Annotated in this window: 25 protein-coding genes and 1 tRNA gene; 12 read left to right on the top strand and 14 right to left on the bottom strand. The window is 73.7% G+C overall.

Annotation, left to right across the window (positions count from 1 at the left end; all coding sequences use genetic code 11):
- Nucleotides 1-203: 203 nt before the first annotated feature.
- Nucleotides 204-905 (bottom strand): hypothetical protein, encoded by a 702-nt coding sequence (locus tag ACIF8T_RS09430; protein ID WP_400032867.1) that lies wholly within the window; start codon nucleotides 903-905, stop codon nucleotides 204-206.
- Nucleotides 906-952: 47 nt separating this feature from the next.
- On the opposite strand from ACIF8T_RS09430, the gene ACIF8T_RS09435 reads away from it, so the two are divergent.
- Nucleotides 953-1,141, top strand: coding sequence for a DUF5703 family protein (locus tag ACIF8T_RS09435; RefSeq protein ID WP_125500254.1), 189 nt, complete (start codon nucleotides 953-955; stop codon nucleotides 1,139-1,141).
- Between the two features lie 96 nt (nucleotides 1,142-1,237).
- Here the strand turns inward: ACIF8T_RS09435 and ACIF8T_RS09440 are convergent, their stop codons facing one another.
- From ACIF8T_RS09440 to ACIF8T_RS09450, 3 genes are all read right to left on the bottom strand, one after another.
- Nucleotides 1,238-2,080: a chaplin gene (locus ACIF8T_RS09440; RefSeq protein WP_400032869.1), complete on the bottom strand. Its 843-nt coding sequence runs from the start codon at nucleotides 2,078-2,080 to the stop codon at nucleotides 1,238-1,240.
- A 183-nt stretch (nucleotides 2,081-2,263) separates the two neighbouring features.
- A complete protein-coding gene (gene chpH, locus ACIF8T_RS09445) occupies nucleotides 2,264-2,497 on the bottom strand; it encodes a chaplin ChpH (RefSeq protein ID WP_400032871.1) in 234 nt (77 codons plus the stop codon).
- Nucleotides 2,498-2,669: 172 nt separating this feature from the next.
- The gene (locus ACIF8T_RS09450; protein WP_400032873.1) at nucleotides 2,670-3,995 is read right to left on the bottom strand and encodes a M20/M25/M40 family metallo-hydrolase; all 1,326 of its coding nucleotides are present in this window, start codon (nucleotides 3,993-3,995) and stop codon (nucleotides 2,670-2,672) included.
- Between the two features lie 203 nt (nucleotides 3,996-4,198).
- Here ACIF8T_RS09450 and ACIF8T_RS09455 point away from each other — a divergent pair.
- Nucleotides 4,199-4,283, top strand: a tRNA-Leu gene (locus tag ACIF8T_RS09455).
- A gap of 86 nt (nucleotides 4,284-4,369) precedes the next feature.
- Complete coding sequence (locus ACIF8T_RS09460) at nucleotides 4,370-4,750, top strand: YchJ family protein (RefSeq protein WP_400032875.1); 381 nt, start codon at nucleotides 4,370-4,372, stop codon at nucleotides 4,748-4,750.
- A gap of 119 nt (nucleotides 4,751-4,869) precedes the next feature.
- Here ACIF8T_RS09460 and ACIF8T_RS09465 read toward each other — a convergent pair whose 3' ends face one another.
- Nucleotides 4,870-5,571, bottom strand: a complete 702-nt coding sequence (locus ACIF8T_RS09465) for a FadR/GntR family transcriptional regulator (RefSeq protein ID WP_400032877.1) — start codon at nucleotides 5,569-5,571, stop codon at nucleotides 4,870-4,872.
- Nucleotides 5,572-5,708: 137 nt separating this feature from the next.
- On the opposite strand from ACIF8T_RS09465, the gene ACIF8T_RS09470 reads away from it, so the two are divergent.
- Nucleotides 5,709-6,227, top strand: coding sequence for a gluconokinase (locus ACIF8T_RS09470; RefSeq protein WP_400032879.1), 519 nt, complete (start codon nucleotides 5,709-5,711; stop codon nucleotides 6,225-6,227).
- 134 nt (nucleotides 6,228-6,361) lie between these two features.
- A complete protein-coding gene (locus ACIF8T_RS09475; protein WP_400032881.1) occupies nucleotides 6,362-7,759 on the top strand; it encodes a GntP family permease in 1,398 nt (465 codons plus the stop codon).
- A gap of 167 nt (nucleotides 7,760-7,926) precedes the next feature.
- Here ACIF8T_RS09475 and ACIF8T_RS09480 read toward each other — a convergent pair whose 3' ends face one another.
- From ACIF8T_RS09480 to ACIF8T_RS09495, 4 genes are all read right to left on the bottom strand, one after another.
- Nucleotides 7,927-8,550: a cytochrome b/b6 domain-containing protein gene (locus ACIF8T_RS09480; RefSeq protein WP_400032883.1), complete on the bottom strand. Its 624-nt coding sequence runs from the start codon at nucleotides 8,548-8,550 to the stop codon at nucleotides 7,927-7,929.
- Nucleotides 8,534-9,370, bottom strand: a complete 837-nt coding sequence (locus ACIF8T_RS09485) for a molybdopterin-dependent oxidoreductase (RefSeq protein WP_400032885.1) — start codon at nucleotides 9,368-9,370, stop codon at nucleotides 8,534-8,536. Before ACIF8T_RS09485 ends, ACIF8T_RS09480 begins: the two co-directional genes overlap by 17 nt.
- A 73-nt stretch (nucleotides 9,371-9,443) precedes the next feature.
- Nucleotides 9,444-10,985 carry an APC family permease gene (locus tag ACIF8T_RS09490; RefSeq protein ID WP_400032887.1) on the bottom strand — a complete coding sequence of 514 codons (1,542 nt, stop codon included), beginning with the start codon at nucleotides 10,983-10,985 and terminating at the stop codon, nucleotides 9,444-9,446.
- Between the two features lie 30 nt (nucleotides 10,986-11,015).
- The gene (locus tag ACIF8T_RS09495; RefSeq protein WP_400032889.1) at nucleotides 11,016-11,966 is read right to left on the bottom strand and encodes a hypothetical protein; all 951 of its coding nucleotides are present in this window, start codon (nucleotides 11,964-11,966) and stop codon (nucleotides 11,016-11,018) included.
- A 431-nt stretch (nucleotides 11,967-12,397) separates the two neighbouring features.
- On the opposite strand from ACIF8T_RS09495, the gene ACIF8T_RS09500 reads away from it, so the two are divergent.
- The 4 genes from ACIF8T_RS09500 to ACIF8T_RS09515 all read left to right on the top strand — a co-directional run bounded on the left by ACIF8T_RS09500 (nucleotide 12,398) and on the right by ACIF8T_RS09515 (nucleotide 14,632).
- Nucleotides 12,398-13,291 (top strand): DMT family transporter, encoded by an 894-nt coding sequence (locus ACIF8T_RS09500; protein WP_400032891.1) that lies wholly within the window; start codon nucleotides 12,398-12,400, stop codon nucleotides 13,289-13,291.
- 66 nt (nucleotides 13,292-13,357) lie between these two features.
- A complete protein-coding gene (locus ACIF8T_RS09505) occupies nucleotides 13,358-13,867 on the top strand; it encodes an NUDIX hydrolase (RefSeq protein WP_400033114.1) in 510 nt (169 codons plus the stop codon).
- A gap of 43 nt (nucleotides 13,868-13,910) precedes the next feature.
- Complete coding sequence (locus ACIF8T_RS09510; protein WP_400032893.1) at nucleotides 13,911-14,303, top strand: YidH family protein; 393 nt, start codon at nucleotides 13,911-13,913, stop codon at nucleotides 14,301-14,303.
- Entirely contained in the window at nucleotides 14,300-14,632 is a 333-nt protein-coding gene (locus ACIF8T_RS09515; RefSeq protein WP_400032895.1) for a DUF202 domain-containing protein, read from the top strand. Before ACIF8T_RS09510 ends, ACIF8T_RS09515 begins: the two co-directional genes overlap by 4 nt.
- On the opposite strand, the gene ACIF8T_RS09520 is transcribed toward ACIF8T_RS09515, so the two are convergent.
- On the bottom strand, nucleotides 14,629-15,591 hold the full coding sequence (locus tag ACIF8T_RS09520) for an NADP-dependent oxidoreductase (RefSeq protein WP_400032897.1): 963 nt from the start codon (nucleotides 15,589-15,591) through the stop codon (nucleotides 14,629-14,631). The genes ACIF8T_RS09515 and ACIF8T_RS09520 overlap by 4 nt on opposite strands.
- A gap of 189 nt (nucleotides 15,592-15,780) precedes the next feature.
- On the opposite strand from ACIF8T_RS09520, the gene ACIF8T_RS09525 reads away from it, so the two are divergent.
- On the top strand, nucleotides 15,781-16,815 hold the full coding sequence (locus ACIF8T_RS09525; protein WP_400032899.1) for a phosphotransferase family protein: 1,035 nt from the start codon (nucleotides 15,781-15,783) through the stop codon (nucleotides 16,813-16,815).
- Nucleotides 16,816-16,818: 3 nt separating this feature from the next.
- The gene (locus ACIF8T_RS09530) at nucleotides 16,819-18,033 is read left to right on the top strand and encodes an acyl-CoA dehydrogenase family protein (protein WP_400032901.1); all 1,215 of its coding nucleotides are present in this window, start codon (nucleotides 16,819-16,821) and stop codon (nucleotides 18,031-18,033) included.
- A gap of 84 nt (nucleotides 18,034-18,117) precedes the next feature.
- On the opposite strand, the gene ACIF8T_RS09535 is transcribed toward ACIF8T_RS09530, so the two are convergent.
- Genes ACIF8T_RS09535 through ACIF8T_RS09545 form a run of 3 tightly spaced genes read right to left on the bottom strand, consistent with a single transcriptional unit; the run spans nucleotide 18,118 to nucleotide 21,174 of the window.
- The gene (locus ACIF8T_RS09535) at nucleotides 18,118-18,711 is read right to left on the bottom strand and encodes a TetR/AcrR family transcriptional regulator (protein ID WP_400032902.1); all 594 of its coding nucleotides are present in this window, start codon (nucleotides 18,709-18,711) and stop codon (nucleotides 18,118-18,120) included.
- 28 nt (nucleotides 18,712-18,739) lie between these two features.
- Entirely contained in the window at nucleotides 18,740-20,404 is a 1,665-nt protein-coding gene (locus ACIF8T_RS09540; RefSeq protein ID WP_400032904.1) for a class I adenylate-forming enzyme family protein, read from the bottom strand.
- Complete coding sequence (locus tag ACIF8T_RS09545; RefSeq protein ID WP_400032906.1) at nucleotides 20,401-21,174, bottom strand: SDR family oxidoreductase; 774 nt, start codon at nucleotides 21,172-21,174, stop codon at nucleotides 20,401-20,403. The genes ACIF8T_RS09540 and ACIF8T_RS09545 overlap by 4 nt, the downstream gene beginning before the upstream one ends.
- Nucleotides 21,175-21,357: 183 nt before the next feature.
- On the opposite strand from ACIF8T_RS09545, the gene ACIF8T_RS09550 reads away from it, so the two are divergent.
- Complete coding sequence (locus ACIF8T_RS09550; protein ID WP_400032908.1) at nucleotides 21,358-22,596, top strand: exo-beta-N-acetylmuramidase NamZ domain-containing protein; 1,239 nt, start codon at nucleotides 21,358-21,360, stop codon at nucleotides 22,594-22,596.
- A 60-nt stretch (nucleotides 22,597-22,656) separates the two neighbouring features.
- Here ACIF8T_RS09550 and ACIF8T_RS09555 read toward each other — a convergent pair whose 3' ends face one another.
- The gene (locus ACIF8T_RS09555) at nucleotides 22,657-25,452 is read right to left on the bottom strand and encodes a penicillin acylase family protein (protein WP_400032909.1); all 2,796 of its coding nucleotides are present in this window, start codon (nucleotides 25,450-25,452) and stop codon (nucleotides 22,657-22,659) included.
- Between the last annotated feature and the right edge of the window lie 263 nt (nucleotides 25,453-25,715).

The following is a 25,715-nucleotide window of genomic DNA, read 5'->3' on the forward strand; positions in this document are numbered from 1 at the left end:
CGCGCCTCCCCCCGCTGGCCGGGGGGGCGGGCGCCCCCCGGCCCGCGCCGCCCGCGGGGGGGGCCCGGGGGGCCCCCCCGCCCCCCCCGCCGTCGTTCCGTCCGGGTCGTGCGTCGGCGGACCGCGCGTCAGCGGACCGCGCGTCAGCGGTCCGCGCGTCAGCGGTCCGCGCGTCAGCGGTCCGCGCGTCAGCGGTCCGCGCGTCAGCGGTCCGCGTCCAGCGGCTCCAGGTCCTCGTCCTCGTCCTCGTCGAGATCGGTGTCGAGTTCGTCCTCGATCACGTCGTCGTCATCGGCCGTGTCGACGTCGTCGTCGAACACCGCGCTGACGTCGAAACGGCAGATCACCCGCTGCTCGTCGACCTGGTCGAACGGGGCCTCCAGCCACTCGCCGGGATCGGCCGGTTCGTCCGCCGCCGTCACCCACAGCGTCGAGTCGCCCTCCTCCAGGCCGAACTCCTTGTGCCGGGAGGCGATCTCGTCCGGCTCGAACTCGCCGAACAGCAGCCCGAGCGCGCCGTGCACCGTGCCGGAGGCGTGCGGTCCCGTGTCCTCGTCGGCCGCCTCGATCCGCTGGGCCTGGGCCAGCAGCCGCTGCGGCTCCGCCACGGCGTAGTCACGGCGGATCAGCACGCTCAGCGCGTTCGGTTCCTCGGGGCCCGTGTACGGCGGCAGCGCGTCCTCCGCTCCGGGGATCTCGAAGGGCGTGACCTCGTCGTAGCGGTCGTAGAGCAGTTCGTCGTACACCTCTGCGGCCGCGGCCAGCTGGTTGAACGCCTCGTAGACGGCCGGGTCGTCCTCACCCGACCTGCGTTCGACCGCGGCCAGGTGGCGGTCGAGCGCGGTCTTGACCGCCTCGGCGGCGGCGCGTACCTCGGCAGCGGTGGGCTGCGCAGCATCAGACATAGTGCAGACGCTATCCGTACCGGGCCCGTGCCCGCACAATAGATGCGATGCCGGAATACGAATTTGTCGACGTGTACGTGCCGCGCGGGGTCTCCCGCAAGGAGGCGACACGTCTGCTGACGGACCATGCAGAGTACGGACACTGGGAGTTGTACCGCCTGAGCCTGCTGCGCGACGGCAGCCGCAGGGTGCGGTTGCGGCGGCGGATCATCCGCCAGGTACGCGCCACGTGGTGAGGTGACACGGACGGAAGCGGACCCCGCCCGGGCGGGGTCCGCTCCGTGTGTCCGGGTCACGTCGTGCCCGTGGCCCGGCCGGCGTCGTGCCCGGGTTCAGGCCGACGCCCGTGCCCTGCGGTACAGGACCGCGCCGGCCAGCAGCGCTCCGGCGCCGACCGGCAGGACCAGACCCATCGGCAGGTCGCTGCCGGTGTGCGCGAGCTGGGCCGCGGCGTCGGGCCGGGTGACGGACGGGACGCCCGGCCGGCTGACGTGCGAGGAGCCGCCCGGCGCCCCGCCGTCCGCGGTGGGCGGCGTGCCCGGGGTGCCGGGGTGGCCGGACTCGGGGCCGCCCGGCTTGCCGGGGGTGCCGGAGTCGCCCGGGCCACCGGGGTTCCCCGGAGTGCCGGGGCCGCCGGGAGTGCCGGGGCCGCCCGGGGTACCGGGCGTCTCGCCGCCCCCGCCCGGCGGGGTGGTGTGCTGTCCGCCGGAGCCGCCGTTCGCGCAGTCGTTGCCGGTGGTGGCGTTGCCGACCCCGATGACGCCGACGGTGTTGCCGCACACGTTCACCGGCACGTGGACGGGTGCCTGGACGTGGTTGCCGGAGCCGACGCCGGGCGAGTCGGTGGCGTGCCCGCCGGCCTCCGAGCCGCCGTGGCCGCCGTGGCCGCCGTGGCCGCCGGTGTCCCCGTACCCCCCTGACGGGGCGCCGCCGTCCTGGTTGGCGCACGCGTTGCCCACCGACGGGTTGAGGACGCCGACGACGTCGACGGTGTTGCCGCACACGTTGACCGGTGCGTGCACCGGCGCCTGCACCGAGTTCCCGGACAGCACTCCGGGAGATCCCGACGCCGTGCCGTGCGCGCCCGAGGACGCGTGCGCGGAACCCCCCGCGGCGGCGATCACACCGGTCGCGGCCGCCACCGTCATCAGGCCCTTGCGGGTGACCTGTCGCATTTGCTGAATCCCTGCCTTCGACCTTCTCGCCGGAATCCCACCCGATTCGAAATTCCGACATCCCGACGTTTAGACGTGTAGACGTTTCGAAAAAGACCGGTCGGCCCCGGAGCGCATGGCACGCGTTCCGGGGCCGACGGGCTCAAACCCACAAGGGCCGGACCCTAGGGGCGAGGCACAACGTCACTTGTTGATGCAGGTGTTGCCGAAGGCGGGGTTCAGCAGCCCGATCACGTTGACCGTGTTGCCGCAGACGTTCACCGGGATGTGCACGGGCACCTGGACAACATTGCCGGACAGCACGCCCGGGGAGTGCACCGCGGCACCCTGGGCGCCCGAGTCGGCGACGGCAAGGCCCGCGCTCGCGAGAACCAGGCCACCCGTGGCAGCCGCGGCGGCGACGACCTTCTTGATCATTATTCCTCCTCGTTGGCAAATGCGATCCCCATCGCGGATCACATGAGCAGTAACGAGGAGGGAGTAATGAGGCTACGAGCGTATGGTCGCATTCACTCTTTATCGGGCCCTCTCGTACGCGCGCCCGATTACCGTGGTGTTTTCGGTGGCCGAGGCGTGGGACGGGTGGGGTTCAGGACGCGTCGAGGAACCGGTCGAGAACGCGTACGCCGAACTTCAGGCCGTCCACCGGCACCCGCTCGTCCACGCCGTGGAACATGCCCGCGAAGTCCAGCTCCGGCGGCAGCTGCAGCGGGGCGAAGCCGAAGCATCGGATGCCGAGGTCGTCGAAGGACTTGGCGTCGGTGCCGCCGGAGAGCATGTAGGGCACGGCCCGGGCGATCGGGTCCTCGGCGACGAGCGCGCTCTGCATGGCGTCGACGAGCCGGCCGTCGAAGGTGGTCTCCAGCGCCTTGTCGGCGTGCACGTCCTCGCGCTTCACGCGCGGGCCGAGGATGCGGTCGAGGTCGGCGAGGAACTCCTCCTCGTAACCGGGCAGGAAGCGCCCGTCGACGTGCGCGGTGGCCTCGCCCGGGATGACGTTGACCTTGTACCCGGCGCCGAGCATGGTGGGCGCGGCGGAGTTGCGCAGGGTGGTGCCGATCATCCGGGCGATGCCGCCGAGCTTGGCGAGGGTCTCGTCCATGTTCTCGGGGTCGAGCTCGGTGCCGAGCGCGTCGGAGAGCTCGTCGAGGAAGGCGCGTACGGTCTTGGTGACCCGGACCGGCCAGGTGTGCCGGCCGAGCCGGGCGACCGCCTCGCAGAGCTCGGTGATGGCGTTGTCGGTGTTGGTCATCGAGCCGTGCCCGGCCGTGCCCTCGACGGTGAGCCGCATCCAGTGCATGCCCTTCTCGGCCGTCTCGACGAGGTAGAGCCGCAGCTTCTCGTTGACGGTGAAGGAGAACCCGCCGACCTCGCCGATCGCCTCGGTGACCCCCTCGAAGAGCTCGGGGTGCTCCCGGACGAGGTACTTGGCGCCGTAGGTGCCGCCGGCCTCCTCGTCGGCCAGGAAGGCCAGCACGATGTCGCGCGGGGGCTTGCGGCCGCTGCGCAGCCGGTCGCGGACGACCGCCAGGGTCATCGCGTCCATGTCCTTCATGTCGACGGCCCCGCGGCCCCACACGCAGCCGTCGGCGACCTCGCCGGAGAAGGGGTGGTGGGTCCAGTCGGCCGCGTTGGCCGGGACGACGTCGGTGTGGCCGTGGATGAGCAGCGCGGGCCGCGACGGGTCCTCGCCCTCGATGCGGGCCACCGTGGAGGCGCGGCCCCGGTGGGACTCGAAGATCTTCGGTTCGAGTCCCACCTCGGCGAGCTTCTCGGCGACGTACTCGGCCGCCCCGCGCTCGCCGGGACCCGAGTGGTCGCCGTAGTTGCTGGTGTCGATCCGGATCAGCTCGCGGCAGAGGTCCACGACCTCGTCCTCACCGGTGACGCTCCTGGCCGTGCCCGTCTCGCTCACGTGCTTCCTCCCGCTGTCACTGCTGTGGGTCCTCCTCATCCTCCCTCCCTCCGCCGCGCACGCCCAAGACCGGTCCCGGCCCGTCACACGCCGTTCACGCGGAGTGCGGCGGGAGGGGGCGGGGACGGGGTGATCAGCCACCCCGGAAAGCCTGGTAATGTTTACGTCGTCGCCGCGAGGAAAACCCGCGCGACAGACACCTTGTCCGGGTGGCGGAATGGCAGACGCGCTAGCTTGAGGTGCTAGTGCCCTTTATCGGGCGTGGGGGTTCAAGTCCCCCCTCGGACACCGGCTGAGACCCCTGGTTCGCCAGGGGTCTTCTGCGTGTCCGGGGCCGGTCGGGCCCGGGGGGCCGACCGGGCACAATGACGGGCATGACCACGCGTTCCTGCCCGTGCGGGCTGCCCGAGGCGTACGAGGCCTGCTGCGGCCGCTTCCACCGCGGGGCCGCGGCCGCGCCGACCGCGCAGGCGCTGATGCGCTCGCGCTACAGCGCCTTCGTGAAGGGCGACGCCGGGTACCTGCTGCGGACCTGGCACCCGCGGACGCGGCCCGAGCGGCTGGAGCTGGATCCCCGGATGCGGTGGACCGGCCTGGAGGTCCTGGAGACCCGCGACGGGTCGGCCTTCCACTCCACCGGGACCGTGACGTTCCGGGCGTCGTACCGGGGCGGCGCGCTGCACGAGCGGAGCCGGTTCGAGCGGGTCGGCGGGGCGTGGGTGTACGTGGACGGCGACTTCCCGGACGGGGAGTGACGCCGTTCTCCGGCCGCCGACGGTCCCGGGCGGGGACCCCGGCGGCTTCCGCGCCGCCCGTCCCGGCCGGAGGAGCGCCAGCCCCCGGAGCCGGGTGAGCGGCCGCCCGGGCTGCCGCCTCAGGGCGCCAGGATGTCGAGTTCCTGGAGGGCGCCCTCGGCGATCTCTCGGGTGAGTTGCTCCGCGCGGACCGCGTCGCCGGCGCGGACCGCCTCGGCGACCCGGACGTGGAGGGTGACGGCGGCCGGGTCGGGGTCGTCGAACATCACGTCGTGGTGGGTGCGGCCGGCCAGGACCTCGGCGACGACGTCGCCGAGGCGGGCGAACATCTCGTTGCCGGAGGCGTCGAGGATCACGCGGTGGAACGCCACGTCGTGGACGAGGTACTGGTCGAGCCGGTGACCGCGGGAGTTGGCGACCATGCCGAGGGCGCACTCGGTGAGTTCGGCGCACTGCTCGGCGGTGGCGTGCTTCGCCGCCAGGGCCGCGGCGACCGGCTCGACCGCCGAGCGCAGCACCGTGAGGGAACGCAGCTGGCGGGGGCGGTCGGCGCCGGCCAGGCGCCAGCGGATGACCTGCGGGTCGTAGACGTTCCACGCGGACTCGGGGCGGACCGTGACGCCGACGCGGCGGCGGGACTCGACCAGGTGCATGGACTCCAGCACGCGGACCGCTTCGCGCATCACCGACCGTGACACGTCGAAACGCTGCGCGAGTTCGTCGGTGCGCAGGACACTGCCGGGCGGGTACTCGCCCGCGGTGATCTCGGGGCCGAGGGTGTCCAGTACGCGGCCGTGCAGCCCCCGGCCCGGTGTGCTCATGCACTCAGCGTACGGGGTGGATCACCGAGCCAAAAAGTCAGACTTATTTGTCACAGCGTCTTGAATTAGTCGTACCTAATGGGTTTCAGTTGCGTCGACATCACGTGTCGACGAAGACAGCGGACAGTGAGGCAGCGATGAAGACCCCCCATGTCGTCGTGGTCATGGGCGTCGCGGGCACCGGGAAGACCACCATCGGTCCCCTGCTCGCCGCCCGGCTGGGCGTTCCCTACGCCGAGGGCGACGACTTCCACCCGCCGGCCAACATCGCCAAGATGTCGGCCGGGACCCCGCTCACCGACGAGGACCGGCTGCCCTGGCTGGACGCCATCGGTGACTGGGCGCACGGCCGGTCCGGGCTCGGCGGGGTGGTCAGCTGCTCGGCGCTGAAGCGGTCGTACCGCGACCGGCTGCGGGCCGCCGCACCGGGTGTGGTCTTCGTGCACCTCTCGGGTGATCGCGCGCTCATCGAGGACCGGATGTCGCACCGGCAGGGGCACTTCATGCCCACGGCGCTGCTCGACTCCCAGTTCGCCACGCTCCAGCCCCTGGAGCCGGACGAGGCGGGGGTCGCCGTGGACGTCGCGGGCGGCCCGGAGGAGATCACCGAGCGGGCGGCGCACGCCCTGGACTCGCTCCCCGAACCGATCCAGTAGCCCACCGCCGTACGGCTCCGGCGCCGCGTCGGTGACGCGCTCCGGGGCCGGTCCGGCGGGCCCTGCCGGCCCTTCCCCTCCCCTCTCCCCAGTCCCCCTCCCCAGTCCCCGTACCGCAAGGGAACCCCACCACCGTGACCAGACTCAGCGTCGAGATGCTGGCAGCGGACACCGTCGAGCCCATCACCTCGGCCGGTCACGCCCAGCTGGGCGTCGCCGTCCTGGCGGGCATCGCCGTCATCGTCCTGCTCATCACCAAGTTCAAGCTCCACGCCTTCCTGGCGCTGACCATCGGGTCACTGGCCCTCGGCGCGTTCGCCGGGGCACCGCTCGACAAGGTCCTCACCAGCTTCAGCACCGGACTCGGCTCCACCGTCGCGGGCGTCGGCGTGCTGATCGCCCTCGGCGCGATCCTCGGCAAGATGCTCTCCGACTCCGGCGGGGCCGACCAGATCGTCGACACCATCCTGGACCGGGCCGGCGGCCGGTCGATGCCCTGGGCGATGGTGCTGATCGCCTCCGTGATCGGTCTGCCGCTGTTCTTCGAGGTCGGCATCGTGCTGCTGATCCCGGTCGTGCTGATGGTCGCCAAGCGCGGCAACTACTCCCTGATGCGCATCGGCATCCCGGCACTGGCGGGTCTGTCCGTGATGCACGGCCTGGTCCCGCCGCACCCCGGTCCGCTCGTCGCGATCGACGCGGTCCAGGCCGACCTCGGGGTGACGCTGGCGCTCGGCGTCCTCGTCGCGATACCGACGGTGATCATCGCCGGTCCGCTGTTCTCCAAGGTCGCGGCCCGCTGGGTGGACGTCCCGGCGCCCGACCGGATGATCCCGCAGCGCGCCTCCGACGAGCTGGAGCGGCGCCCCGGCTTCGGCGCCACGCTGATCACGGTCCTGCTGCCGGTCATCCTGATGCTCGCCAAGGCCCTGGTCGACATCGTCGTGGACGACCCGGAGAACCCGGTGCAGCGCGTCTTCGACGTCGTCGGCGCCCCGATGATCGCCCTGCTCGCCGCGGTGCTGCTCGGCGTCTTCACGCTGCTGCGGCCCGCCGGGTACGGCAAGGAGCGGATCTCGCCGCTCGTCGAGAAGAGCCTCGGGCCCATCGCGGGCATCCTGCTGATCGTCGGCGCGGGCGGCGGCTTCAAGCAGACGCTCATCGACTCGGGCGTGGGCCGGATGATCCTGGAGATCTCCGAGGACTGGTCGATCCCGGCGCTGCTGCTGGCCTGGCTGATCGCGGTGGCGATCCGGCTGGCGACCGGCTCGGCGACCGTGGCGACCGTCTCGGCGGCCGGTCTGGTGGCCCCGCTGGCGGCCGACATGTCGACCACGCACGCCGCCCTGCTGGTCCTGGCGATCGGCGCCGGCTCGCTGTTCTTCAGCCACGTCAACGACGCCGGCTTCTGGCTGGTCAAGGAGTACTTCGGCCTGAACGTCGGCCAGACCGTCAAGACCTGGTCCGTCATGGAGACGATCATCTCGGTCGTCGCCGGTGCCGTGGTCCTGCTCCTGTCGCTGATCCTCTAGGAGTGCGGGCTCCGAGCGGTCCCCCTCGCCTCACCGGCGGGCGGGACCGTTCGGCGTTTCCCCGGGACGGGCGCTCGGTCTTTCCCCGGCGGCCCCCGGCGTTCGCGGCGGCACTCGGCGTTCCCCGGAGTGGTGGGCGTTCCGGGCGAGGCGGGTGCGCGCCCGGCTCACGGGCGCCACAGCGGGTGCCGCCGCCGTGCCCACCGCGGATCGACCTCCCCGGTGCGCATGCCCCGGCGGGCCTCCGGGTCGCCCAGGGCCATGCCGATGTGCCCGGCGAGGACGACGCCGACCGCCAGGGCCAGCCAGTCGTGGACGAAGGTCGCGCCGGTCCGCCACACCAGCGGGGTGAGGCCGGTGGACCACATCATCAGCCCGGTGCCGAGCATCACCAGGGCGGCGCCGGCGATCCAGGCCGCGTAGACCTTCTGCCCCGCGTTGAACTTGCCCGCCGGGCGGGACTCCGACCGCCGGTCGCGGCGCAGGGCGGCCCGCAGCCAGCGCCGGTCGTGCGGGCCGAAGCGGTTCAGGCGGCCCAGGTCGGCGCGCAGGGCTCGGGAGGCGAGTCCGGCCAGGAGGGGGACGGGCAGGGCGAGACCGCTCCACCGGTGCAGGGTGACCACCAGGGCGCGGCGGCCGGCGAGTTCGGCGAGCTGGGGGACGTACAGGCAGGCCGCGGTCAGGACGCACAGGCCCGTCAGGGCGGCCGTGGTGCGGTGCACCCACCGCTCGGCCCGGGTGAAGCGCCGGACGGGCGGGGCGGCGGGCGGGGCGTCAGCTCGTGGGGGCATCGTCGCGTCCGTTCGAACGGCCCACCCAGGCGTCGGTGTCGTAGCCCCGCCGCTCCCAGTACCCGGGCCGGACGTCCTCGGTGACGGTGATGCCGGAGAGCCACTTGGCGGACTTGTAGAAGTACATGGGCGCCACGTAGAGGCGGGCCGGGCCGCCGTGGGCGTGGCTCAGGTCCGCGTCCCGCATCCGCAGGGCGACCAGGACGTCCGGCCGGCGGGCCTGGTCGAGGGTGAGGCTCTCGGTGTACGTGCCGTCGAAGCAGGTGAAGCGCACCGCCCCGGCCGTCGCGCGCACCCCCGCGGCGTCCAGCAGCCGGGACAGCCGCACCCCTTCGAAGGGGGTGCCGGGGACCCGCCAGCCGGTGACGCACTGGACGTCACGGACCAGGCGGGTCTGCGGCAGGGCCCGCAGGTCGGCCAGCGTGTAGGTGGCGGGGCGGTCGACGAGGCCGGTCACGCGGAGGCGGTAGGCGCGGGCGTCCTCGCGCGGGACGGAGGCGGCGACGGAGTAGTAGCGGAAGCCGCCGCCATTGGGCAGGAGCCCGGTCAGGCCGGTGGGGTCCTTGTCGGCGGCGCCGGCCAGGAAGGACTCCAGGCCGCGTTGCAGGGTGGGCGCGGCGAGCACGCCGAGGGCGCCCAGGCCCAGGGTGCCGAGCAGGACCCGGCGGCCGACGGGGGCGCCGCGCTCCGGCGGGAGCGGCCGTGCGGGGCCGGCGCCGGGATGTCCCGGGTCCGCGTCCGGTCGTTCGGGGGCCGGGCGGGGTCGTTCGGGGTCCGCGCCGGGGAGTCCCGGGTCCGTGCCGGGTCGTTCGGAGGTCACGTCCTCATTCGAGCACCCGCGGCCCGGCCGGGCCAGGGCCGGCGGGTGCCCGTCAGCGTTCCGTAAGCCCTTCTCAGTCGGTGCTGCCGGCCGCCTTCTCCAGCTGGAACGCCTCGTTGCCGAGGCCGATGCGGGCGTGCACCTCGGGCTTGCGGGCCCGCAGGACCAGGCCCTGGACGAGTCCGGCGGCCAGCGCGAGGCCGATGACGCCGGGCAGCAGCCGGCTCAGCGCGGAACCGGAGCCCTCGCCGACCAGCACGTGGAAGTCCCTGACCGTGAAGCCGGCGATCACCAGCAGGGCGAGGCCGGCCAGCGCGGAGGTGACCAGCCGGACGGCCTGGGCGCCCGCGGCGCCGCGGCGCGCGAAGAAGACCACGACCGACAGGGACGCCGCGGCCATCAGGACGATCACGCCGAGGGCGCCGATGTTGCCCAGCCAGGTGAACAGGTGCAGCACGGGCGCGGTCGGGTCCCCGGCCGGCTTGTCGTCGGCCACCGCGAAGGCGACCACGACCAGGGCGGCGACGGCGGTCTGGAGCAGCGAGCCGGTGCCGGGGGCCCCGCTGGTGCCGCTGGTGCGGCCGAACGCGGCGGGCAGCAGGCCCTCCCGGCCCATCGCGAAGGCGTACCGGGCGACGACGTTGTGGAAGCTGAGCAGGGCGGCGAACATGCCGGTCACGAACAGGACGTGCACGACGTCCGTGAAGGTGCCGCCGAGCCGGGACTCGGTGAGGGAGAACAGCAGTCCGGCGCTCTGCTCCCGCGCCGTGCCGACGATCGCGGAGGGGCCGGTGGCCACGGTCAGGGCCCAGCTGCTGAGCGCGAAGAAGACGGCGACCCCGCCGACCGCGAGGAACATCACGCGCGGCACCAGGATGTGGGGGCGGCTGGTCTCCTCGGCGTACACGGGCGCCTGCTCGAAGCCGAGGAAGGCGGCGATGCAGAAGCACAGCGCGGTGCCCACGCCGGCGCCGGTGAGCGTGCCCGGGTCGAAGGCGTGCAGGGACACGCCCTCCGTGCCGGGGTCGGCGACGGCCGCGACGTCGAAGACGACGACGAGGAGGACCTCGATGACCAGCAGCACGCCGAGCACGCGCGCGTTGACGTCGATCTTCAGCCAGCCCAGCGTGCCGACGGCGGCCACCGCGGCCAGCGCCGGTATCCACCAGGCGACCTCCAGGCCGGCGTGGGTGGCCAGCAGTCCGGAGACCTCGAAGCCGAAGATGCCGTAGATGCCCGCCTGGAGGGCGTTGTAGGCGACGAGCGCGACCATGGCCGCGCCCGCGCCGGCGGTGCCGCCGAGGCCGCGGGAGATGTAGGCGTAGAAGGCGCCCGCGTTGTGCACGTGGCGGCTCATCTCGGCGTAGCCGACGCTGAACAGGATGAGGACGACGCCGAGGAGGACGAAGAGCAGCGGCTGGCCGACGATGCCCATCACCGCGTATGTGGTGGGCATGACACCGGCGACCACCATGAGGGGGGCGGTCGCGGCGAGGACGGAGAGCAGCAGGCCCCCCGTCCCGAGGCGGTCGGCGCGCAGGGCGCGCTCCTGCCCCTTGAACGTGCTGATGCCGTCGGCGGCGGGTCTGCTCGTGCGCGAACTGCCCAGGGTCATGGGACGAGGTCCTTCTGTCGGGTCCGGGGGTCAGGCCGTGCCGAGCGCGCTGGCGCGGGCGGCACGGAAGGCGGTGCGGGGATCGCGGTCCGGGTACGACCAGGGCGCCTGGGTGGCGTGGTCGCCGATGCGGTGGAAGAGGGCGGCGGCCTCGGCGCCCCGTCCTTCGCAGACCTTGGCGTGGGCGAGGAAGTTCAGGTCGACCAGGCGGCGCGGGTGGCCTTCGAACTCCCACTCCAGCCACCAGTCGAAGGCGGCCTTCATCACCTGCCGGGCCCGGCGGCCGGTCCAGTGCTCGGAGGCGACCGGGTCGGCGGGCTCGTGGCCGGCGGCGGCCAGGACGCGGTAGCGCTCGGCGTGCGCGATGACGGGCAGGATCGCGAGCGGCGAGTCGGCGGGGGCCTGTTCGGCGGCCCAGTTGGCGAAGTCGTAGACCTCGTGCAGCGGGTCCGCGCCGGCGTCGGCGCGGCGCTCGGCGAGCCGGGCCACCACCAGGTGGTGGGCGTGGTGGTGGTCGGCGTAGCGGGCGCGGACCTCGTCGAAGAGCTGGACCACGTCGGCCTCGTCGCCCAGGGCGCACTCCAGCATGAGCAGACCGAGCCAGGGCGTGGGGTCGGCGGGGACGAGCGCGGCGGCGGCCCGGCAGGCCTCGCGGGCCCGGGGCGGCTTCTCCTTGCCGTGCAGGGCGCGCCGGACCTGAGCGAGGGCGAGGAGCACGGTGGCGTCGGCGGACTCGGGTTCGGCGAGCAGCCACTCCCGGGCCCAGGCGGCGCAGTAGGGTTCGCGGGCCAGTACGGTGACGCGGTGTCCGCGGCGGTCCCAGTCGTCCCCGGTGCGCACCAGCAGCGAGCGGGTGGTCTGCCACCGGCCCTGCGCGAGTGCGGCGCGCGCGTCGACGAGGTCGGCGTCGTCGAGCGCCTCGTCGAAGACCGGAGCCGTACGTCTGCGGCCACGGCCGAGGGGAGGCGGGGGTGGGGACACCGCGGGGACTTCCTCACGCGTTCACTTGTGGCACGGTTCACGGCGCTCGTGGGGGGCGGGTGTGCCGACTGCCATGAACTGATCACACACAGCAAACCCGCAGCCAACGCTCGGCGTCAAGTCGCGCCGGCCCGTTACACGCGTCAACTCCTGTTCACCTTGGGAAAGTTGTGACACAGAGGTCCAGACCGGGCCGACCGGAGGGCGGGGCGGGACCCGCGGGAAGTGCGCGGCTCCGCGCCGCACCGGTCGACCACATCCCCGTCGGCCGACACCCCTTCATCCCTTTTCTCCGGTTGTGGCCCGCATTGTGACGTGCGCCATAGCGCGGTCCGCCCCGCCCCCACACCATGGCAGGACGTACGAACGCGCCGGACCCGGGACGCCCCGGACGACCCGCCCCCTCCGGCCTGACGATCGAGGTACGCAGCGTGTCGCTCCTGGTTCTGGTTCTCGCCGTCGGCGCGGCGTGCTGTCTCGGCTTCGGTTTCGTCCTCCAGCAGCAGGCCGCCCAGCGGGCGCCGCTCGACGACTTCCTCTCGCCGCGGCTGTTCCTCGACCTGATGAAGGTGCCGCGCTGGCTCGGCGGCATCGCGCTGATGGTGGCCGGCATGGCGCTCGGCGCGGTCGCGCTGGGCCAGGGCCGGCTGTCCCTGGTGGAGCCGCTGCTGGCCACGAACCTGCTGTTCGCGCTCGCGCTGTCGCGCCGGCAGACCCGGCAGCCGCTGGGCCGCCAGGGCTGGGCGGGGCTCGGGCTGCTGGCCGGCGGCGTCACCGTGTTCATCGTGGCGGGCGAACCGCGCGGCGGCGGCGCCCCGACCGGCCCGCTGCGCCACTGGCTGATCATCGGCGCCGTGCTCGGACTCGCCCTGCTGCTCACCACCTGCGCCCGGCGCGCCCGGCTGACCTCCGGCCCGATGCTGCTGGCACTGGCCGCCGGACTGCTCTACGGCGTGCAGGACGCGCTGACCCGGGTGAGCGGGGAGCGCTTCGCGCAGGGCGGCTTCGCCGGACTGCTGACCGGCTGGCAGCCGTACGCCGTGCTGCTGCTCGGCGTGACCGGGCTGCTCCTCGTGCAGAGCGCCTTCGAGACGGCGCCCCTGCGCACCTCCCTGCCCGCGCTGACCGCCGCCCAGCCCATCGCCGGGATCGTCTGCGGCGTCGGCTTCCTCGGCGACCGGCTGCGCACCGACGCGGGCGCGCTGACGTGGGAGGCGTGCGGACTGCTGGCGGTGATCGGGGGCATCGTGCTGCTGGGCATGCACCCGGCGATGCCGCAGGGCGCGCCGCGGCGGGAACCCGTGCGGGAACTCCAGCCGCAGTGACGGGTGCCCCGCGGACCGGCTCCGCCGCGCTGCTTGGATGGCCCCATGAACACTGCGGACGGGCCCCTGAGGCCCGCTGACGAGATCCTCGACATCGTCGACGAGCACGACCGGGTCGTCGGCCGGTCCCCGCGCGGCGAGGCCTACGCCCGGGGCCTGCGGCACCGCTGCGTCTTCGTCCGGGCCCGGGACGCCGAGGGCCGCGTCTTCGTGCACCGCCGCACCCCCACCAAACTGGTCTTCCCCTCGCTGTACGACATGTTCGTCGGCGGGGTGGTCGGCGCGGGCGAGTCCTACGACGAGGCCGCCCTGCGCGAGGCCGAGGAGGAGCTCGGCGTCGACGGCCTGCCGCGTCCCGCGTACCTGTTCAAGTTCCTGTACGACGACGGGGCCGGCCGGTCCTGGTGGTCGGCCGTGTACGAGGTCCGCTGCGACCCGCCGGTCGCCCCGCAGGCCGAGGAGGTGGCCTGGCACGGCTTCCTGACGGAGGCCGAGCTGGAGCGGCGGCTGACCGAGTGGGAGTGGGTGCCGGACGGGCTGGCGGCGTACGAACGCCTCCGGGCGTACCGGGGGTGAGCGCGCCGCGGGCCGCGCCCGGTGGCCGGATAGGGTCCTGTCCGTGATCGGATTCGCACGGAACGTCCGGTGGTGGTTCGTGCCGGAGGAGGTCCGGCGGGAGGGGGAGACACCCGACTACCGGTTCTCGCTGGCCAACGAGCGCACCTTCCTGGCCTGGCTGCGCACGGCGCTCGCGCTGATCGGCGGCGGCTTCGCCGTGGACCAGTTCCTGCCGGACCTGCGCTGGGGCTGGCGCGTCGGGCTGGCCCTGGCGCTGCTCGGCGCGGGTGTGCTCTGCGCGCTGCGCGCGGTCGACCACTGGATCCGCTGCGAGCGGGCCATGCGGCGCGGCGAGGACCTGCCGGTGTCCCGCTTCCCGGCGCTGCTCAGCGTGGTCGTCGCGGCCGTGGCGGTCGCGATGGTCGTCGTGGTGCTGGTGGGGTGGGAGGGGTGAGCGGCCCCGCCGCCCCGGCCGTCCCGGAGCGCGACCCCGGTCTCCAGCCCGAGCGGACCCGGCTCGCCTGGCGGCGCACCACCCTGTCGGCCACCGTCTGCGCCGTCCTCGCCGTGAGGACCGCGCTGCACGGCGGCCCCGGCACGGCCGGGATCGTCGCGGCCGCCCTGTGCTGCGCCCTGTGGCTCGGCTTCCTGCGCCTCGCCCATCGCCGCATCCGGGCCCTGGCCGCGACGGCGCGGCCCGCGGCGCTCGCCCCGGGGCGGGCGGCCACGGCGGCCCTGTGCACGGCGGCGACGGCGTTGTGCGGGGCGGTGCTGGTCTTCTAGCGGCCCCTGGAGACCCCCTCCTCCCCCTCCTCCTGGGCCACCGTCACCACGATCTTCCCGCGCGTGCGCCCCCGCTGGCTCAGCCGGTGCGCGTCCGCCGCCCGTTCCAGGGGGAACGTCTCGGAGACGTGCACCCTCACCACGCCCGCCTCCGCCAGTTCCGACAGCCGGCGCAGGTCCTCGGGGTCGGGGCGCACGAAGTAGTAGCGGCCGCCGTAGCGCACCACCTCGGGGTCGGCGATCGACACCAGGCGGCCCTCCGGGGCCAGCAGGTTCGCCGAGGTCTTCAGCGTCTCGCCGCCGACGACGTCGAACACCGCGTCCACGCCCTCGGGCGCCAGCCCCCGCACCCGCTCGGCCAGGCCCTCGCCGTACGCCACCGGCTCCCCGCCGAGGTCCCGCACGAAGTCGTGGTTGCGCTCGCTGGCCGTACCGATCACCCGGGCGCCCAGGTACGCGGCGAGCTGGACGGCGACCGAGCCGACGCCGCCGGCCGCGGCGTGCACCAGGACGGTCTCGCCCCGCCTGACCAGGAGGACTTCGGTGAGCACCTGGAAGGCGGTGAGCCCGACGAGCGGCAGGCCGGCCGCCTCCTCGAAGGACAGGTTCCGCGGCTTGCGGGCGAGCGTGCGCACCGGCGCGGCCACGTACTCGGCGAAGGTGCCCCGGGAGAGGAAGTCCTCGCGGACGTACCCGACGACCTCGTCGCCGACGTCGAACTCCGCGACCGAGAGGCCGGGGCGCACCACCACGCCCGAGACGTCCCAGCCGGGGACCACGGGGAAGACCGGTTCGAGCAGGCCGTCGAGGTGTCCCTGGCGGGCCTTCCAGTCGACGGGGTTGACGGCCGCCGCCCGCACCCGGACGAGGACCGCGTCCGGGCCGACCCGCGGGTCCCGCACCTCCCCGAAGGTGAGCACCTCGGGACCGCCGTACCGTGCGTAACTGATGCCCTTCATGGATCCGACCCTCCGGGGTCCCGGCACGGCGCGCAAGCCGGGCGGACCGAACGACACGGGCGGGCCCGCCGCGCCCGGAGGGGCCCTCGTCCTAGGGTGGCTCCGATCACGTTCGCTCCCGCCACTGGACGGCATACCGACCGGTCGGCATCATAAGCGGGTACCGTTTCGCCTGCCCGAGGAGCGCCGATGAGCCCCGACCACCCGCCCGGACTCGACCTCGACCGGTTGCGCGCCCTGCTCGACCGCGAGCGGCCCGGCCTGGTGCAGGGCCCCCTGTCCGGCCGGCTGATCGAGGGCGGACGGTCCAACCTCACCTACGCGGTCTCCGACGGCACCTCGAAGTGGGTCGTGCGCCGGCCGCCGCTCGGCCACGTGCTGGCCACCGCGCACGACATGAAGCGCGAGCACCGGGTGATCAGCGCGCTGCACCCGACGGCCGTGCCGGTGCCCCGGCCGGTGCTGCTGTGCCAGGACGAGGAGGTGATCGGGGCGCCCTTCTACGTCATGGAGTTCGTCGAGGGCACCCCGTACCGCACCGCCGGCCAGCTCGCCCCGCTCGGCGCCGCGCGCACCCGGGACACCGTGCTGAACCTGGTGGACACGCTGGTCGAGCTGCACGCGGTGGACCCGGCCGCGGTGGGGCTGGAGGACTTCGGCCGCCCGGAGGGCTTCCTCGACCGGCAGCTGCGGCGCTGGGGCAAGCAGCTGGCCGCCTCCCGCAACCGCGAGCTGGCCGGCATCGACGAGCTGCACGCCGCCCTCGGCCGGGAGCTGCCCCGCTCCCCCGCCGCGACCGTGGTGCACGGCGACTACCGGCTCGACAACGTCCTGATCGGCGAGGACGACACGATCAGGGCGATCCTCGACTGGGAGATGTCCACCCTCGGCGACCCGCTCACCGACCTGGGTCTGCTGGTGATGTACAGCATGCCGCTGGGCATGCCGGGCTCCCCCGTCTCCACCACCGCCGAGGCCCCCGGCCACCCGGCGCCCGGCGAGCTGATCGAGCGGTACGCCGCGCGCTCGGGGCGCGACGTCTCCGCGGTCTCCTGGTACACGGCGTTCGCCTGGTTCAAGCTCGCCGTGATCCTGGAGGGCATCCACTACCGCTACACGCTGGGCCAGACCGTCGGTCGCGGTTTCGACCGCATCGGCGACCTCGTCCCCGTCTTCATCGAGCACGGCCTGACCACGCTGCACGAGGGCCTCCAGGAGGGCTGACCCATGGACTTCGCGTTCGACGCGCGCACCGAGGAGCTGCGCGCCAAGCTCCTCTCCTTCATGGACGAGTACGTCTACCCGGCCGAGCAGGTCGCGCACGAGCAGCGCGCCGGGCTGGCCTCGCCCTGGGACACCGTCCCGGTCGTCGAGGAACTGAAGGCCGAGGCTCGCCGGCAGGGGCTGTGGAACCTGTTCCTGCCGGACGCCGAGCACGGCGCCGGGCTCACCAACCTCCAGTACGCGCCGCTCGCCGAGATCATGGGGCGCTCCCCGCAGCTGGCGCCCACCGTGACCAACTGCGCGGCCCCGGACACCGGCAACATGGAGGTGCTCGCGCAGTTCGGCGACGAGCGGCAGAAGAAGCAGTGGCTCCAGCCGCTGCTGGCCGGTGAGATCCGCTCCGCGTTCGCGATGACCGAGCCGGACGTGGCCTCCTCGGACGCCACCAACATCACCACGCACATCGAGCGGGACGGCGACGAGTACGTCGTCACCGGCCGCAAGTGGTACATCTCCGGGGCGATGCACCCCGACTGCGCGATCTTCATCGTGATGGGCAAGACCGACCCGGACGGGCCGGACATCCGCCGCCAGCAGTCCATGGTGCTGGTCCCCCGCGACACCCCGGGCGTCACCGTCAAGCGGGCCATGCAGGTCTTCGGGTACCAGGACGAGTACCACGGCGGCCACGCCGAGGTCGTCTTCGACCACGCGCGCGTGCCGGCGGCGAACCTGATCGGCGAGGAGGGCGGCGGCTTCGCCATCGCCCAGGCCCGGCTCGGCCCCGGCCGCATCCACCACTGCATGCGGCTGATCGGCATGGCCGAGCGGGCGATCGAGCTGATGTGCCGCCGGGCGGTGTCCCGCGAGGCGTTCGGCAAGGCGCTGGCCCAGCAGGGCGTGGTCCACAACTGGATCGCGGACGCCCGGGTCGCCGTCGAGCAGCTGCGGCTGCTGGTGCTGAAGACCGCCTGGATGATGGACACCGTCGGCAACCGGGGCGCGCACACCGAGATCCAGGCCATCAAGATCGCCACGCCCCGCACGGTGGTGGGCATCCTCGACAAGGCGATCCAGCTGTACGGCGCGGGCGGGGTGAGCCAGGACTTCCCGCTGGCCGAGCTGTACGCCGGGGCCCGGACGCTGATGATCGCCGACGGCCCGGACGAGGTGCACCAGCGGTCGCTGGCCCGGCGCGAGCTGAAGAAGTACCTCTAGGCGAGGACGTCCCTCCGGGGACACGGGCGAGGGGCGGTCACCGGGGTGACCGCCCCTCGCCCGTGCCGTTCCGGACCCGTGCCCTCAGGGCCGCAGGGCCCGCAGCAGCAGGTCCGCCAGGTGGTCGGCGACCTCCTGCGGGCTGAGCGGGCCGTCGGGGCGGTACCAGGTGGACAGGTGGTGGACGGAGCCGAAGTGGTAGTCGACCACCAGGTCGGCCGGGGTCGCCGTGGAGAAGACGCCGGCCTTCTGGCCTTCCTCGATCAGCGCGCGGAAGCGCTCGTGGTAGCGCCGGCGCTCGGCGCGCACCTGCTTGTTCTTCTCCGGGCTGAGGTGGTGCATGGACCGGAAGAAGATCGACGCGTCGTCGAGGTTCTCGATGGTGGTCACGACGACGTCCGCCGCCGCGTCCCGCACCCGCTTCTCGACGGGCTCGTCGGCGCCCGCGTAGGCGTCGAGGCGCTCCTGCTGGACGCGCAGCACGCGCGCGTACACCTCGTGCAGGAGGTCGTCCTTGGAGCCGAAGTAGTGGTAGAGGGCCCCCTTGGTGACGCCGGCCGCCTCGACGATCTCCTGCACCGAGGTGCGGTCGTAGCCCCGCTCCGCGAAGAGCCGGGTGGCGGCGGCCAGGAGCCGCTGGGGCACGGGCGTGCCGTCTCCGTCCGTCGTCCTGGGCACTGCCGCCACCTGCCTTTCCGTCCTGCTGCTAGTTGTCGTGGGTGCGGGAACGCAGTTCCCGACGGAGGATCTTGCCACTGGCCGTCTTCGGCAAGTCGGGCAGGATCTCGACCTGCCGAGGGTATTTGTACGCGGCCAGTCTCTCCTTGCAGTACGCCGCGAGGGCGCCGGGGTCGGTCTCGGCGCCCGGACGCAGGCTGATGTAGGCCTTGACGGTCTCGCCGCGGTACCCGTCGGGCACGCCGACGACGGCCGCCTCGCGCACCGCCGGGTGCGTGTACAGCACGTCCTCGACCTCGCGCGGCCACACCTTGAAGCCGGACGCGTTGATCATGTCCTTCTTGCGGTCGACGACGTACAGCCAGCCCTGCTCGTCCATGAAGCCGATGTCGCCGGTGCGCAGTTCGCCGCCGGGGAAGGTCTCGGCGGTGGCGTCGGGGCGGCGCCAGTAACCGGGGACGACCTGCGGGCCGCGCACGACGATCTCGCCCTGCTCGCCGAAGGGCACCTCCTCGCCCTGCTCGTCGAGGATCCGCACGACCGTGTCGGGGCCGGGCACGCCCACGGCGAGCGTCCCGGAGACCGGGTCGACGGGTGCCTCCAGGTGCGGCGGGACGGAGGCGCAGGGGGCGGTGCACTCGGTCAGGCCGTAGCCGTTGCGGATGTACGGCCCGAAGCCCGCGCGGAACTTCTCCACCAGGGCGGGCGGCAGCGGGGCGCCGCCGGAGGAGATCACCCGGAAGGAGGAGAAGTGGTCGCGGGTGACCGACGGGTGGGCGGCCAGCGCCATGAACGCGGTGGACGGGCCGACCGTGTAGTGCGGCCGGTGCTCGGCGAACGCGTCCAGCACCACGCCCGCCTCGAAGCGGTACGTCAGCACCAGCGTGCCGGCGCTGTTCAGGCAGGCGGCGAGCTGGCAGACCATGCCGGTGATGTGGAACAGGGGCGCGAGCGCGTAGTAGACGGGCGCCTCGGGCAGGCCAAGGCCGGTGCGCTGCCGCTCGGCGTTGTACATGATGTTGCCGTGCGTGTTGGTGGCGCCCTTGGGGCTGCCGCTGGTGCCGGAGGTGTAGCTGATCAGGGCCGTGTCGTCCGGGCCCGGCTCGCGGTCCCGCGGCGCGGGCCGGCCCGCCCGGGCGACGGTCGTCAGGTCGTCGGCGCCGTCGGCCGGGGCGAGCCGCTCGAAGCCGAGCACGCGCTCGTCGCCGCGGGTCTGGAAGTCCAGTTCGCAGGCGGTGAGCACGATCCGCACCGGCGAGCCGGCCGCGGTCGCGCGCAGGTACGCCTCCCACGCCCGGTCGGAGCAGATCAGCGCGGCGACCTCGCCGTCCCGCAGGACGTGTTCGACCTCGCCCGACTTGTACATCGGGTTGACGGGGACGACGACCGCGCCCGCCTTCCACGCGCCGAGCAGGGCGAGCACGAACAGCGGGGAGTTCTGGAGCATGACGGCGACCCGGTCGCCCTTCCGCAGGCCGCGTTCGGCGAGGTGGCCGGCGATCGAGTCGCTGAGCGCGTCGGCCTCGCGGTAGTCGAGCCGCCCGTCGAAGTAGGCGAGGCAGGTGCGGTCCGGGGTGTCGGCCGCGGCCCGGCGCAGGGCGTGCACGAGGGAGCGGGGCGGGTCGACGGGCGCCTTCTGGGCGTCGTTCAGCAGGCCGAGCCAGGGCCTGGCCGCGTAGCGGGACCCGGTCATCGCGTCGCCTCCCACTGCCGCTGGACGCGGTTCATGCCCCGGAGCCAGCGGTCGGGTTCCGTGGCCCGGGCCTGGTAGTAGCCGGCGACCTCGGGGTGCGGGAGGATCAGGAAGCGGTCCTCCTCGATGCCCCGGAACAGGGCGTCCGCCACCGCGTCCGGCTCGATCGCGGTCGGCCGCAGCACGAGGTCGCCCGCGCTGCCGCTGGCGGCGAGCATGTCGGTGCGCACGCCCTGCGGGCAGATGGCGTGCACCTTCAGGCCGCGGTGGCGGTAGGTCAGCGACAGCCACTCGGCGAAGGCGTAGGCGCCGTGCTTGGTGACGCTGTAGGGCGCGGCGCCGATCATCGTCAGCAGCCCGGCGGCGGAGACGGTGGAGACGAACCGGCCGCCGCCGCGCTCCAGCCAGTCCGGGAGCAGGGCGTGGGCCGCGCGGACGTGGGCCATGACGTTGACCTCCCAGGAGGCCGTCCAGGCGCGCTCGTCCAGCGGCGCGGAGGGGTCCGGGTCCTCGAAGGCGACGCCCGCGTTGGCGCAGTACACGTCGACCACGCCGCCGAGCGCGTCCCGGGCCTCGCCGACGACCGCGGAGGCGTCGCCCGGGACCGCGGTGCCGCCGATCTCCTCGGCGACCGCCTTGGCCCGGTCGGCGTCCAGGTCGTTGACGACCACCCGGGCTCCCCCGGCGGCGAAGCGGCGGGCCAGCGCGGCCCCGATGCCGCCCCCCGCTCCGGTCACGACCACCCCAGCACCTTGCACGGCTTCCACCATCGGTCTCCTTCGACGCGACGCGACTCGGCTCTGCCGCGTCAGACTAACCGGTCGGTATGTACGGGTGGAAGGGGTGTCCGGAACGCGTCCGCAAGCAGGCCGGTCCGGTTCGTTCCCCGGGCCCCGGCCGCGCGCTAGCGTCGTGGGCACGACACCCGCCGCCGGGATCACGGAGGTCGCCGTATGAAGCTGTCCAGACGGAGCCTGCTGGCCACCACGGCCGCGGCGGCGGTGCCGGCCGCCCCGGCGCAGGCGGCGCCGCGGGGCGGGGGCCGCCGGCTGCGCACCGGCTTCGAGCGCCTCGCCGCCGGCGGGTACGCCCCGCTGCGGGGCCGGCGGGTCGGGATCGTCACCAACCCGACCGGCGTCACCCGGGACGTGCGCCACGTCGTCGACGTCATGCACGCCGACGACCGCGTGGACCTGACGGCCGTCTTCGGGCCCGAGCACGGCTTCCGCGGGACCGCCCAGGCGGGCGGCTCCGAGGGCCGCCACGACGACCCGGCGACCGGGCTGCCCGTCTACGACACCTACCTCAAGAGCGGCCGCCCGCTCGCCGACGTCTTCACCGCGTCCGGCGTGGACACGGTCGTCTTCGACATCCAGGACGTGGGCGCGCGCTTCTACACCTACATCTGGACGCTGTACGACTGCATGGAGGCCGCCCGGCTCGCCGGCAAGCGGTTCGTGGTCCTGGACCGGCCGAACCCGGTGACCGGGCGGGCGGCGCTGGGGCCGGTCCTGCACCGGGAGTTCGCCAGCTTCGTCGGGCGGCAGCCCGTCTCCCAGGCGCACGGGATGACGGTCGCGGAGCTGGCGCGCCTGTTCAACGCGGAGTTCCTGGCCGCGCCGGCGGAGCTGGAGACCGTGCCGATGACGGGCTGGCGGCGGTCGGACTTCTTCGACGCCTCCGGGCTGCCCTGGGTGCCGCCGAGCCCGAACATGCCGACCCCGGACACGGCCCTGGTGTACGCCGGGACCTGTCTGTTCGAGGGCACGAACCTCTCGGAGGGGCGCGGCACGACCCGGCCCTTCGAACTGCTGGGCGCGGAGGGGATCGACGGGCGCTGGGCGGCCGAGGCGGGCGCCCTCGGCCTGGCCGGGGTGCGCTTCCGCGAGGCCTACTTCGCGCCCGTCTCCTCCAAGTTCCAGAGCAGGACCGTCGGGGGCGTGCAGCTCCACGTGCACGACCGGGCGGCGTTCGACCCGGTGCGCACCGGCATCGGGCTGCTCGTGACCGCGAAGCGGGTCTTCGACGGCTTCGCCTGGCGCCCGGACCACTGGATCGACAAGCTGACCGGCTCCGCGCGCGTGCGCACGATGATCGACGCGGGCGCGGACACCGACGAGGTGGTGGCGGGCTGGCGGGAGGAGCTGGCGGCGTTCCGCCGGATGCGGGAGCGGTACCTGCTGTACCGGTGAGCCCGCCCGGGCGGGGTGCGGGCGGCGGGCCGGACGCGCCGGTCCGCCGCCCGCCTCCCCCTACCGGTGCGAGGTGAACTCCACGACCTGCTGGTACGTCGGCCGGTTCTGCCAGCCGACGGGGCCGTGCCCGATGCCGCCGAGCGTCCGGTGGACGATCGAGTCGGCGCACCACTGGTCGCCGGCCGCGCACCGCGCGTCGCCCGGGTACACCTGGGCCGAGGTCCGGCCGGCCGCCTCCTTCAGCGTGCCGAGGAGCACGTCCCGGCAGGCGCCGAGCCGCCCGTCGCCGCAGTACGCCCGGGCCAGCGGCCCCTGCACCCGCTCGCCGAGCACCGCCCGGACGTCCTTGTCGACGTAGCTCCACCAGCCGTACGGGAAGGCGCTCCCGGCGTGGGAGCCGGTCGGGCCGTGGGAGGCCGACGGGGACTCGTCGACCGGCAGGCCGGCGGTGAAGGCGGTGTACAGGCCGCTGCCGAGGCCCGGTTCGAACACGCCCTTCACCAGCAGGGGCCACCAGGCGTCCAGGATCCGGATCGCGTCGGCGTGGGCGTACGTCCGGGACCCGGCGGAGGTCTCCGTGCGCTGGGCGCCCGCCGCCGGCCAGGCCTCCAGCTCGCCGGCGGCCGCCGCGGCGGCGGGGTCGGTGACCGGTGCGCTCCGCACCACCCTGAGCACCTCGGGCAGCACCTCCCGCGCCCGCAGGTCGGTGAGCCCCGCGCCGGCCATCGCCTTCACCAGGGCGGCCCGGGTGACGCCGCCCTCGGCGACCAGCGCGCGCACCCGGTCGTCGAGGAGGTTCCCCCGGTGCACCGAGCCGTCGCCCCAGGACGCGGCGGTGTAGTCCCTGGCCGGCTTGTTGTTCCAGGAGACGCAGTAGTCCTGGTCGACGGAGCGGGGGTGGGCGGAGGGCGGGGTGTACGCGGCCGTGTTGCCCGCCGGGTCCCAGCCGTGCCACTCGTACGCGGGCCGCGCCCACACCGGGAAATCGGCGTCCACGCCGTCGGCGCGCACCGGGTTGTCGCCGCTGTTGCAGTACGCGGTGTGCTCGGCGTCCGCGTAGAACCAGTTGAAGGTGTGGTTGATGTGCTGCACCGCGCGCTGGAAGTCCTGCGGACCCCTCACGTACGCCGGGTCGTTGAGCATCTGGAAGCCGATGATGGAGTCGGCCTCGTGCAGGTAGGAGGAGCGCAGGCCGGTGTGGGCGACCTTCTTGCCGCCGACGGTGGCCCGGTACTCGACGGGCCCGTACGCGGTGCGCCACACCCGCATCGTGTACGCGCCGGCCGCGGTGCCGTCGGCGACGGTCGGCTTCCAGGCGTTCCGGCGCTCGACCCGCTCCATGGGCGTGCAGGTGCCGCGGTACAGGTAGTGGTGGTCGTCCCGGCACAGCTCGACGGCGTAGGTGTCGATGATGTCCTGGCCGGAGGTGGTGGCGCTCCACGCGTAGTCCTGGCCGCGGCCCAGCTCCACGTACATGCTCAGGCCCGCGAAGGAGGCGCCGCGGGCGCTGATCCCGGGGCCCTGGATCTCCTGGAGCAGCAGCAGCTGGGGCGCGAAGTAGCCGGTCTGGGGACCGAAGACGGCGACCGGGTGCCCGCCGGCCGTGTGCCTCCCGCTCACCACGAGGGCGTTGGACATGCCGCGCCGGGCCGGGGTCGCGGCCCGGGCGGCCGCGCGGGCGGAGGCGTCGGTGGCGCCGGTGCCGGCCGCGCTGCCGGTGCGGTCGTACACCAGGGGTTCGCGGGTCACGGAGCCCGGGTCGGGCAGGGCCCGGCCCTGCGGGTCGTCGGGCCGGGTCGCGTACGGGAAGCTGCCGTCGTGGACGGTGAGGACGGCCTCGGGGTCGTTGCGCTCGCGGAAGGACTCCCAGACCCTGGTGCCCTCGGCCACCCCGTACTTCTCCTGGGCGGCCGGCAGCGACAGGGCGTTGGCGACCTCGCCGCCCCCGCCGGAGCCGAACAGCGCGCCGACGACGGAGGCCAGCGCCACGAGGTCGGTGGCCGTGAAGTGCGCGATGGTTCCCGCGTTGGTGACTGAGTCCTTGTGGCCGGTCAGGACGTATTCACCGGGGAAGGAACGGCCGCTGTCGGAGGCGTCGATGTAGGCGTTGACGCCGTCGAGGCAGGCCCGGACGTCGGCGAGGGCCTGCGCGCCGCGCTCGCCGTGGGCGGCGGCCGCGCTGTCGATCTGTGCCTGGAGCTCGGCCTCCGTGTAGGGGGCGGTGCGCCAGAACTGCTGTTCCAGGCCCTGGTTGGCGGGGTCGCCGCCCGCGAAGGAGGTCAGTTGCCCGCGCCCGACGTGACGGAAGACGTCCATCAGCCACAGCCGGTCCTGGGCGGCGGCATAGCCGGCGCCGAACTCCGTGCCGTACCTGGTGGTACCGGTGATGTGCGGAACGCCCGTCTTCTTGTCCCGCACGATCGTCACGTCCGTGCGGCCGGCGGGCCGGACGGTGGAGGCGACCTGGTCGGCGGGGACCCCGAAGGAGGCGTCGTTGAAGAAGGTGCCGATCGTGTCGTCGGTGAGGCGGGGGTGTTCGGCGGCCAGGCGGGCGTACGGGCCGAGCTGGTCGGCGGTGTGCGCGGGCCGGGTGCCGAAGGCCTGGTGGAGGAGGATCTGCGCGAGGGTGGCGTTGCCGTTCTGGCCGGGCGGCAGGATGTCGGAACACCGGCCGCCGCAGTGGTCCTCGGCCACCGCGGCACCGGCCGCGGGCGGCCCGGCGGCCGCCGCCGGGGAGAACGGCGAGAAAAGACCGGCCATCAGGGCGCATACGGACACGGTCTTCAGGAACCCGTGGACTGCGCGGGGAGTTCTCGGTCTGTCGAGGGCGGTGCGTGGGGCGCGCCGTGGCATGGGGGCTCCTCCCGACGGGGGTGGCGGGGACGCTGCCGCCGGTATCCCCGCCCGGAAAGATGAACAAGCGTCACGTTCAGGAGTCACCGCAGAAGGCACACGGACAACGGGGGTCGGTTCGTGGAACCCCGCGACCGGCCGAGGGGAGCCATCGGAAAAAAAGATGGAGCCGATTCGCTTGTCGATACGTCTATTCGGCGACGTCCTTACGACGACGCCGAAGTGACCGGATTACAGGTGCAGGTGTGACGGAGGTGCAGGAC

The sequence above is a fragment of the Streptomyces sp. NPDC085946 genome (assembly GCF_044540485.1).
Taxonomy (GTDB): Bacteria; Actinomycetota; Actinomycetes; order Streptomycetales; family Streptomycetaceae; genus Streptomyces.

Excerpts from the sequence above, each read along its gene's own strand:
- ACIF8T_RS09465 (WP_400032877.1), bottom strand. The coding sequence starts at position 5,571 with ATGAGCACACCGGGCCGGGGGCTGCACGGCCGCGTACTGGACACCCTC.
- ACIF8T_RS09555 (WP_400032909.1), bottom strand. The coding sequence starts at position 25,452 with ATGCCACGGCGCGCCCCACGCACCGCCCTCGACAGACCGAGAACTCCC.
- ACIF8T_RS09440 (WP_400032869.1), bottom strand. The coding sequence starts at position 2,080 with ATGCGACAGGTCACCCGCAAGGGCCTGATGACGGTGGCGGCCGCGACC.
- ACIF8T_RS09435 (WP_125500254.1), top strand. The coding sequence starts at position 953 with ATGCCGGAATACGAATTTGTCGACGTGTACGTGCCGCGCGGGGTCTCC.
- ACIF8T_RS09540 (WP_400032904.1), bottom strand. The coding sequence starts at position 20,404 with ATGACCGGGTCCCGCTACGCGGCCAGGCCCTGGCTCGGCCTGCTGAAC.
- ACIF8T_RS09430 (WP_400032867.1), bottom strand. The coding sequence starts at position 905 with ATGTCTGATGCTGCGCAGCCCACCGCTGCCGAGGTACGCGCCGCCGCC.
- ACIF8T_RS09525 (WP_400032899.1), top strand. The coding sequence starts at position 15,781 with ATGAGCCCCGACCACCCGCCCGGACTCGACCTCGACCGGTTGCGCGCC.
- ACIF8T_RS09490 (WP_400032887.1), bottom strand. The coding sequence starts at position 10,985 with ATGACCCTGGGCAGTTCGCGCACGAGCAGACCCGCCGCCGACGGCATC.
- chpH (WP_400032871.1), bottom strand. The coding sequence starts at position 2,497 with ATGATCAAGAAGGTCGTCGCCGCCGCGGCTGCCACGGGTGGCCTGGTT.
- ACIF8T_RS09480 (WP_400032883.1), bottom strand. The coding sequence starts at position 8,550 with ATGCCCCCACGAGCTGACGCCCCGCCCGCCGCCCCGCCCGTCCGGCGC.
- ACIF8T_RS09545 (WP_400032906.1), bottom strand. The coding sequence starts at position 21,174 with ATGGTGGAAGCCGTGCAAGGTGCTGGGGTGGTCGTGACCGGAGCGGGG.
- ACIF8T_RS09550 (WP_400032908.1), top strand. The coding sequence starts at position 21,358 with ATGAAGCTGTCCAGACGGAGCCTGCTGGCCACCACGGCCGCGGCGGCG.
- ACIF8T_RS09530 (WP_400032901.1), top strand. The coding sequence starts at position 16,819 with ATGGACTTCGCGTTCGACGCGCGCACCGAGGAGCTGCGCGCCAAGCTC.
- ACIF8T_RS09520 (WP_400032897.1), bottom strand. The coding sequence starts at position 15,591 with ATGAAGGGCATCAGTTACGCACGGTACGGCGGTCCCGAGGTGCTCACC.
- ACIF8T_RS09460 (WP_400032875.1), top strand. The coding sequence starts at position 4,370 with ATGACCACGCGTTCCTGCCCGTGCGGGCTGCCCGAGGCGTACGAGGCC.
- ACIF8T_RS09470 (WP_400032879.1), top strand. The coding sequence starts at position 5,709 with ATGAAGACCCCCCATGTCGTCGTGGTCATGGGCGTCGCGGGCACCGGG.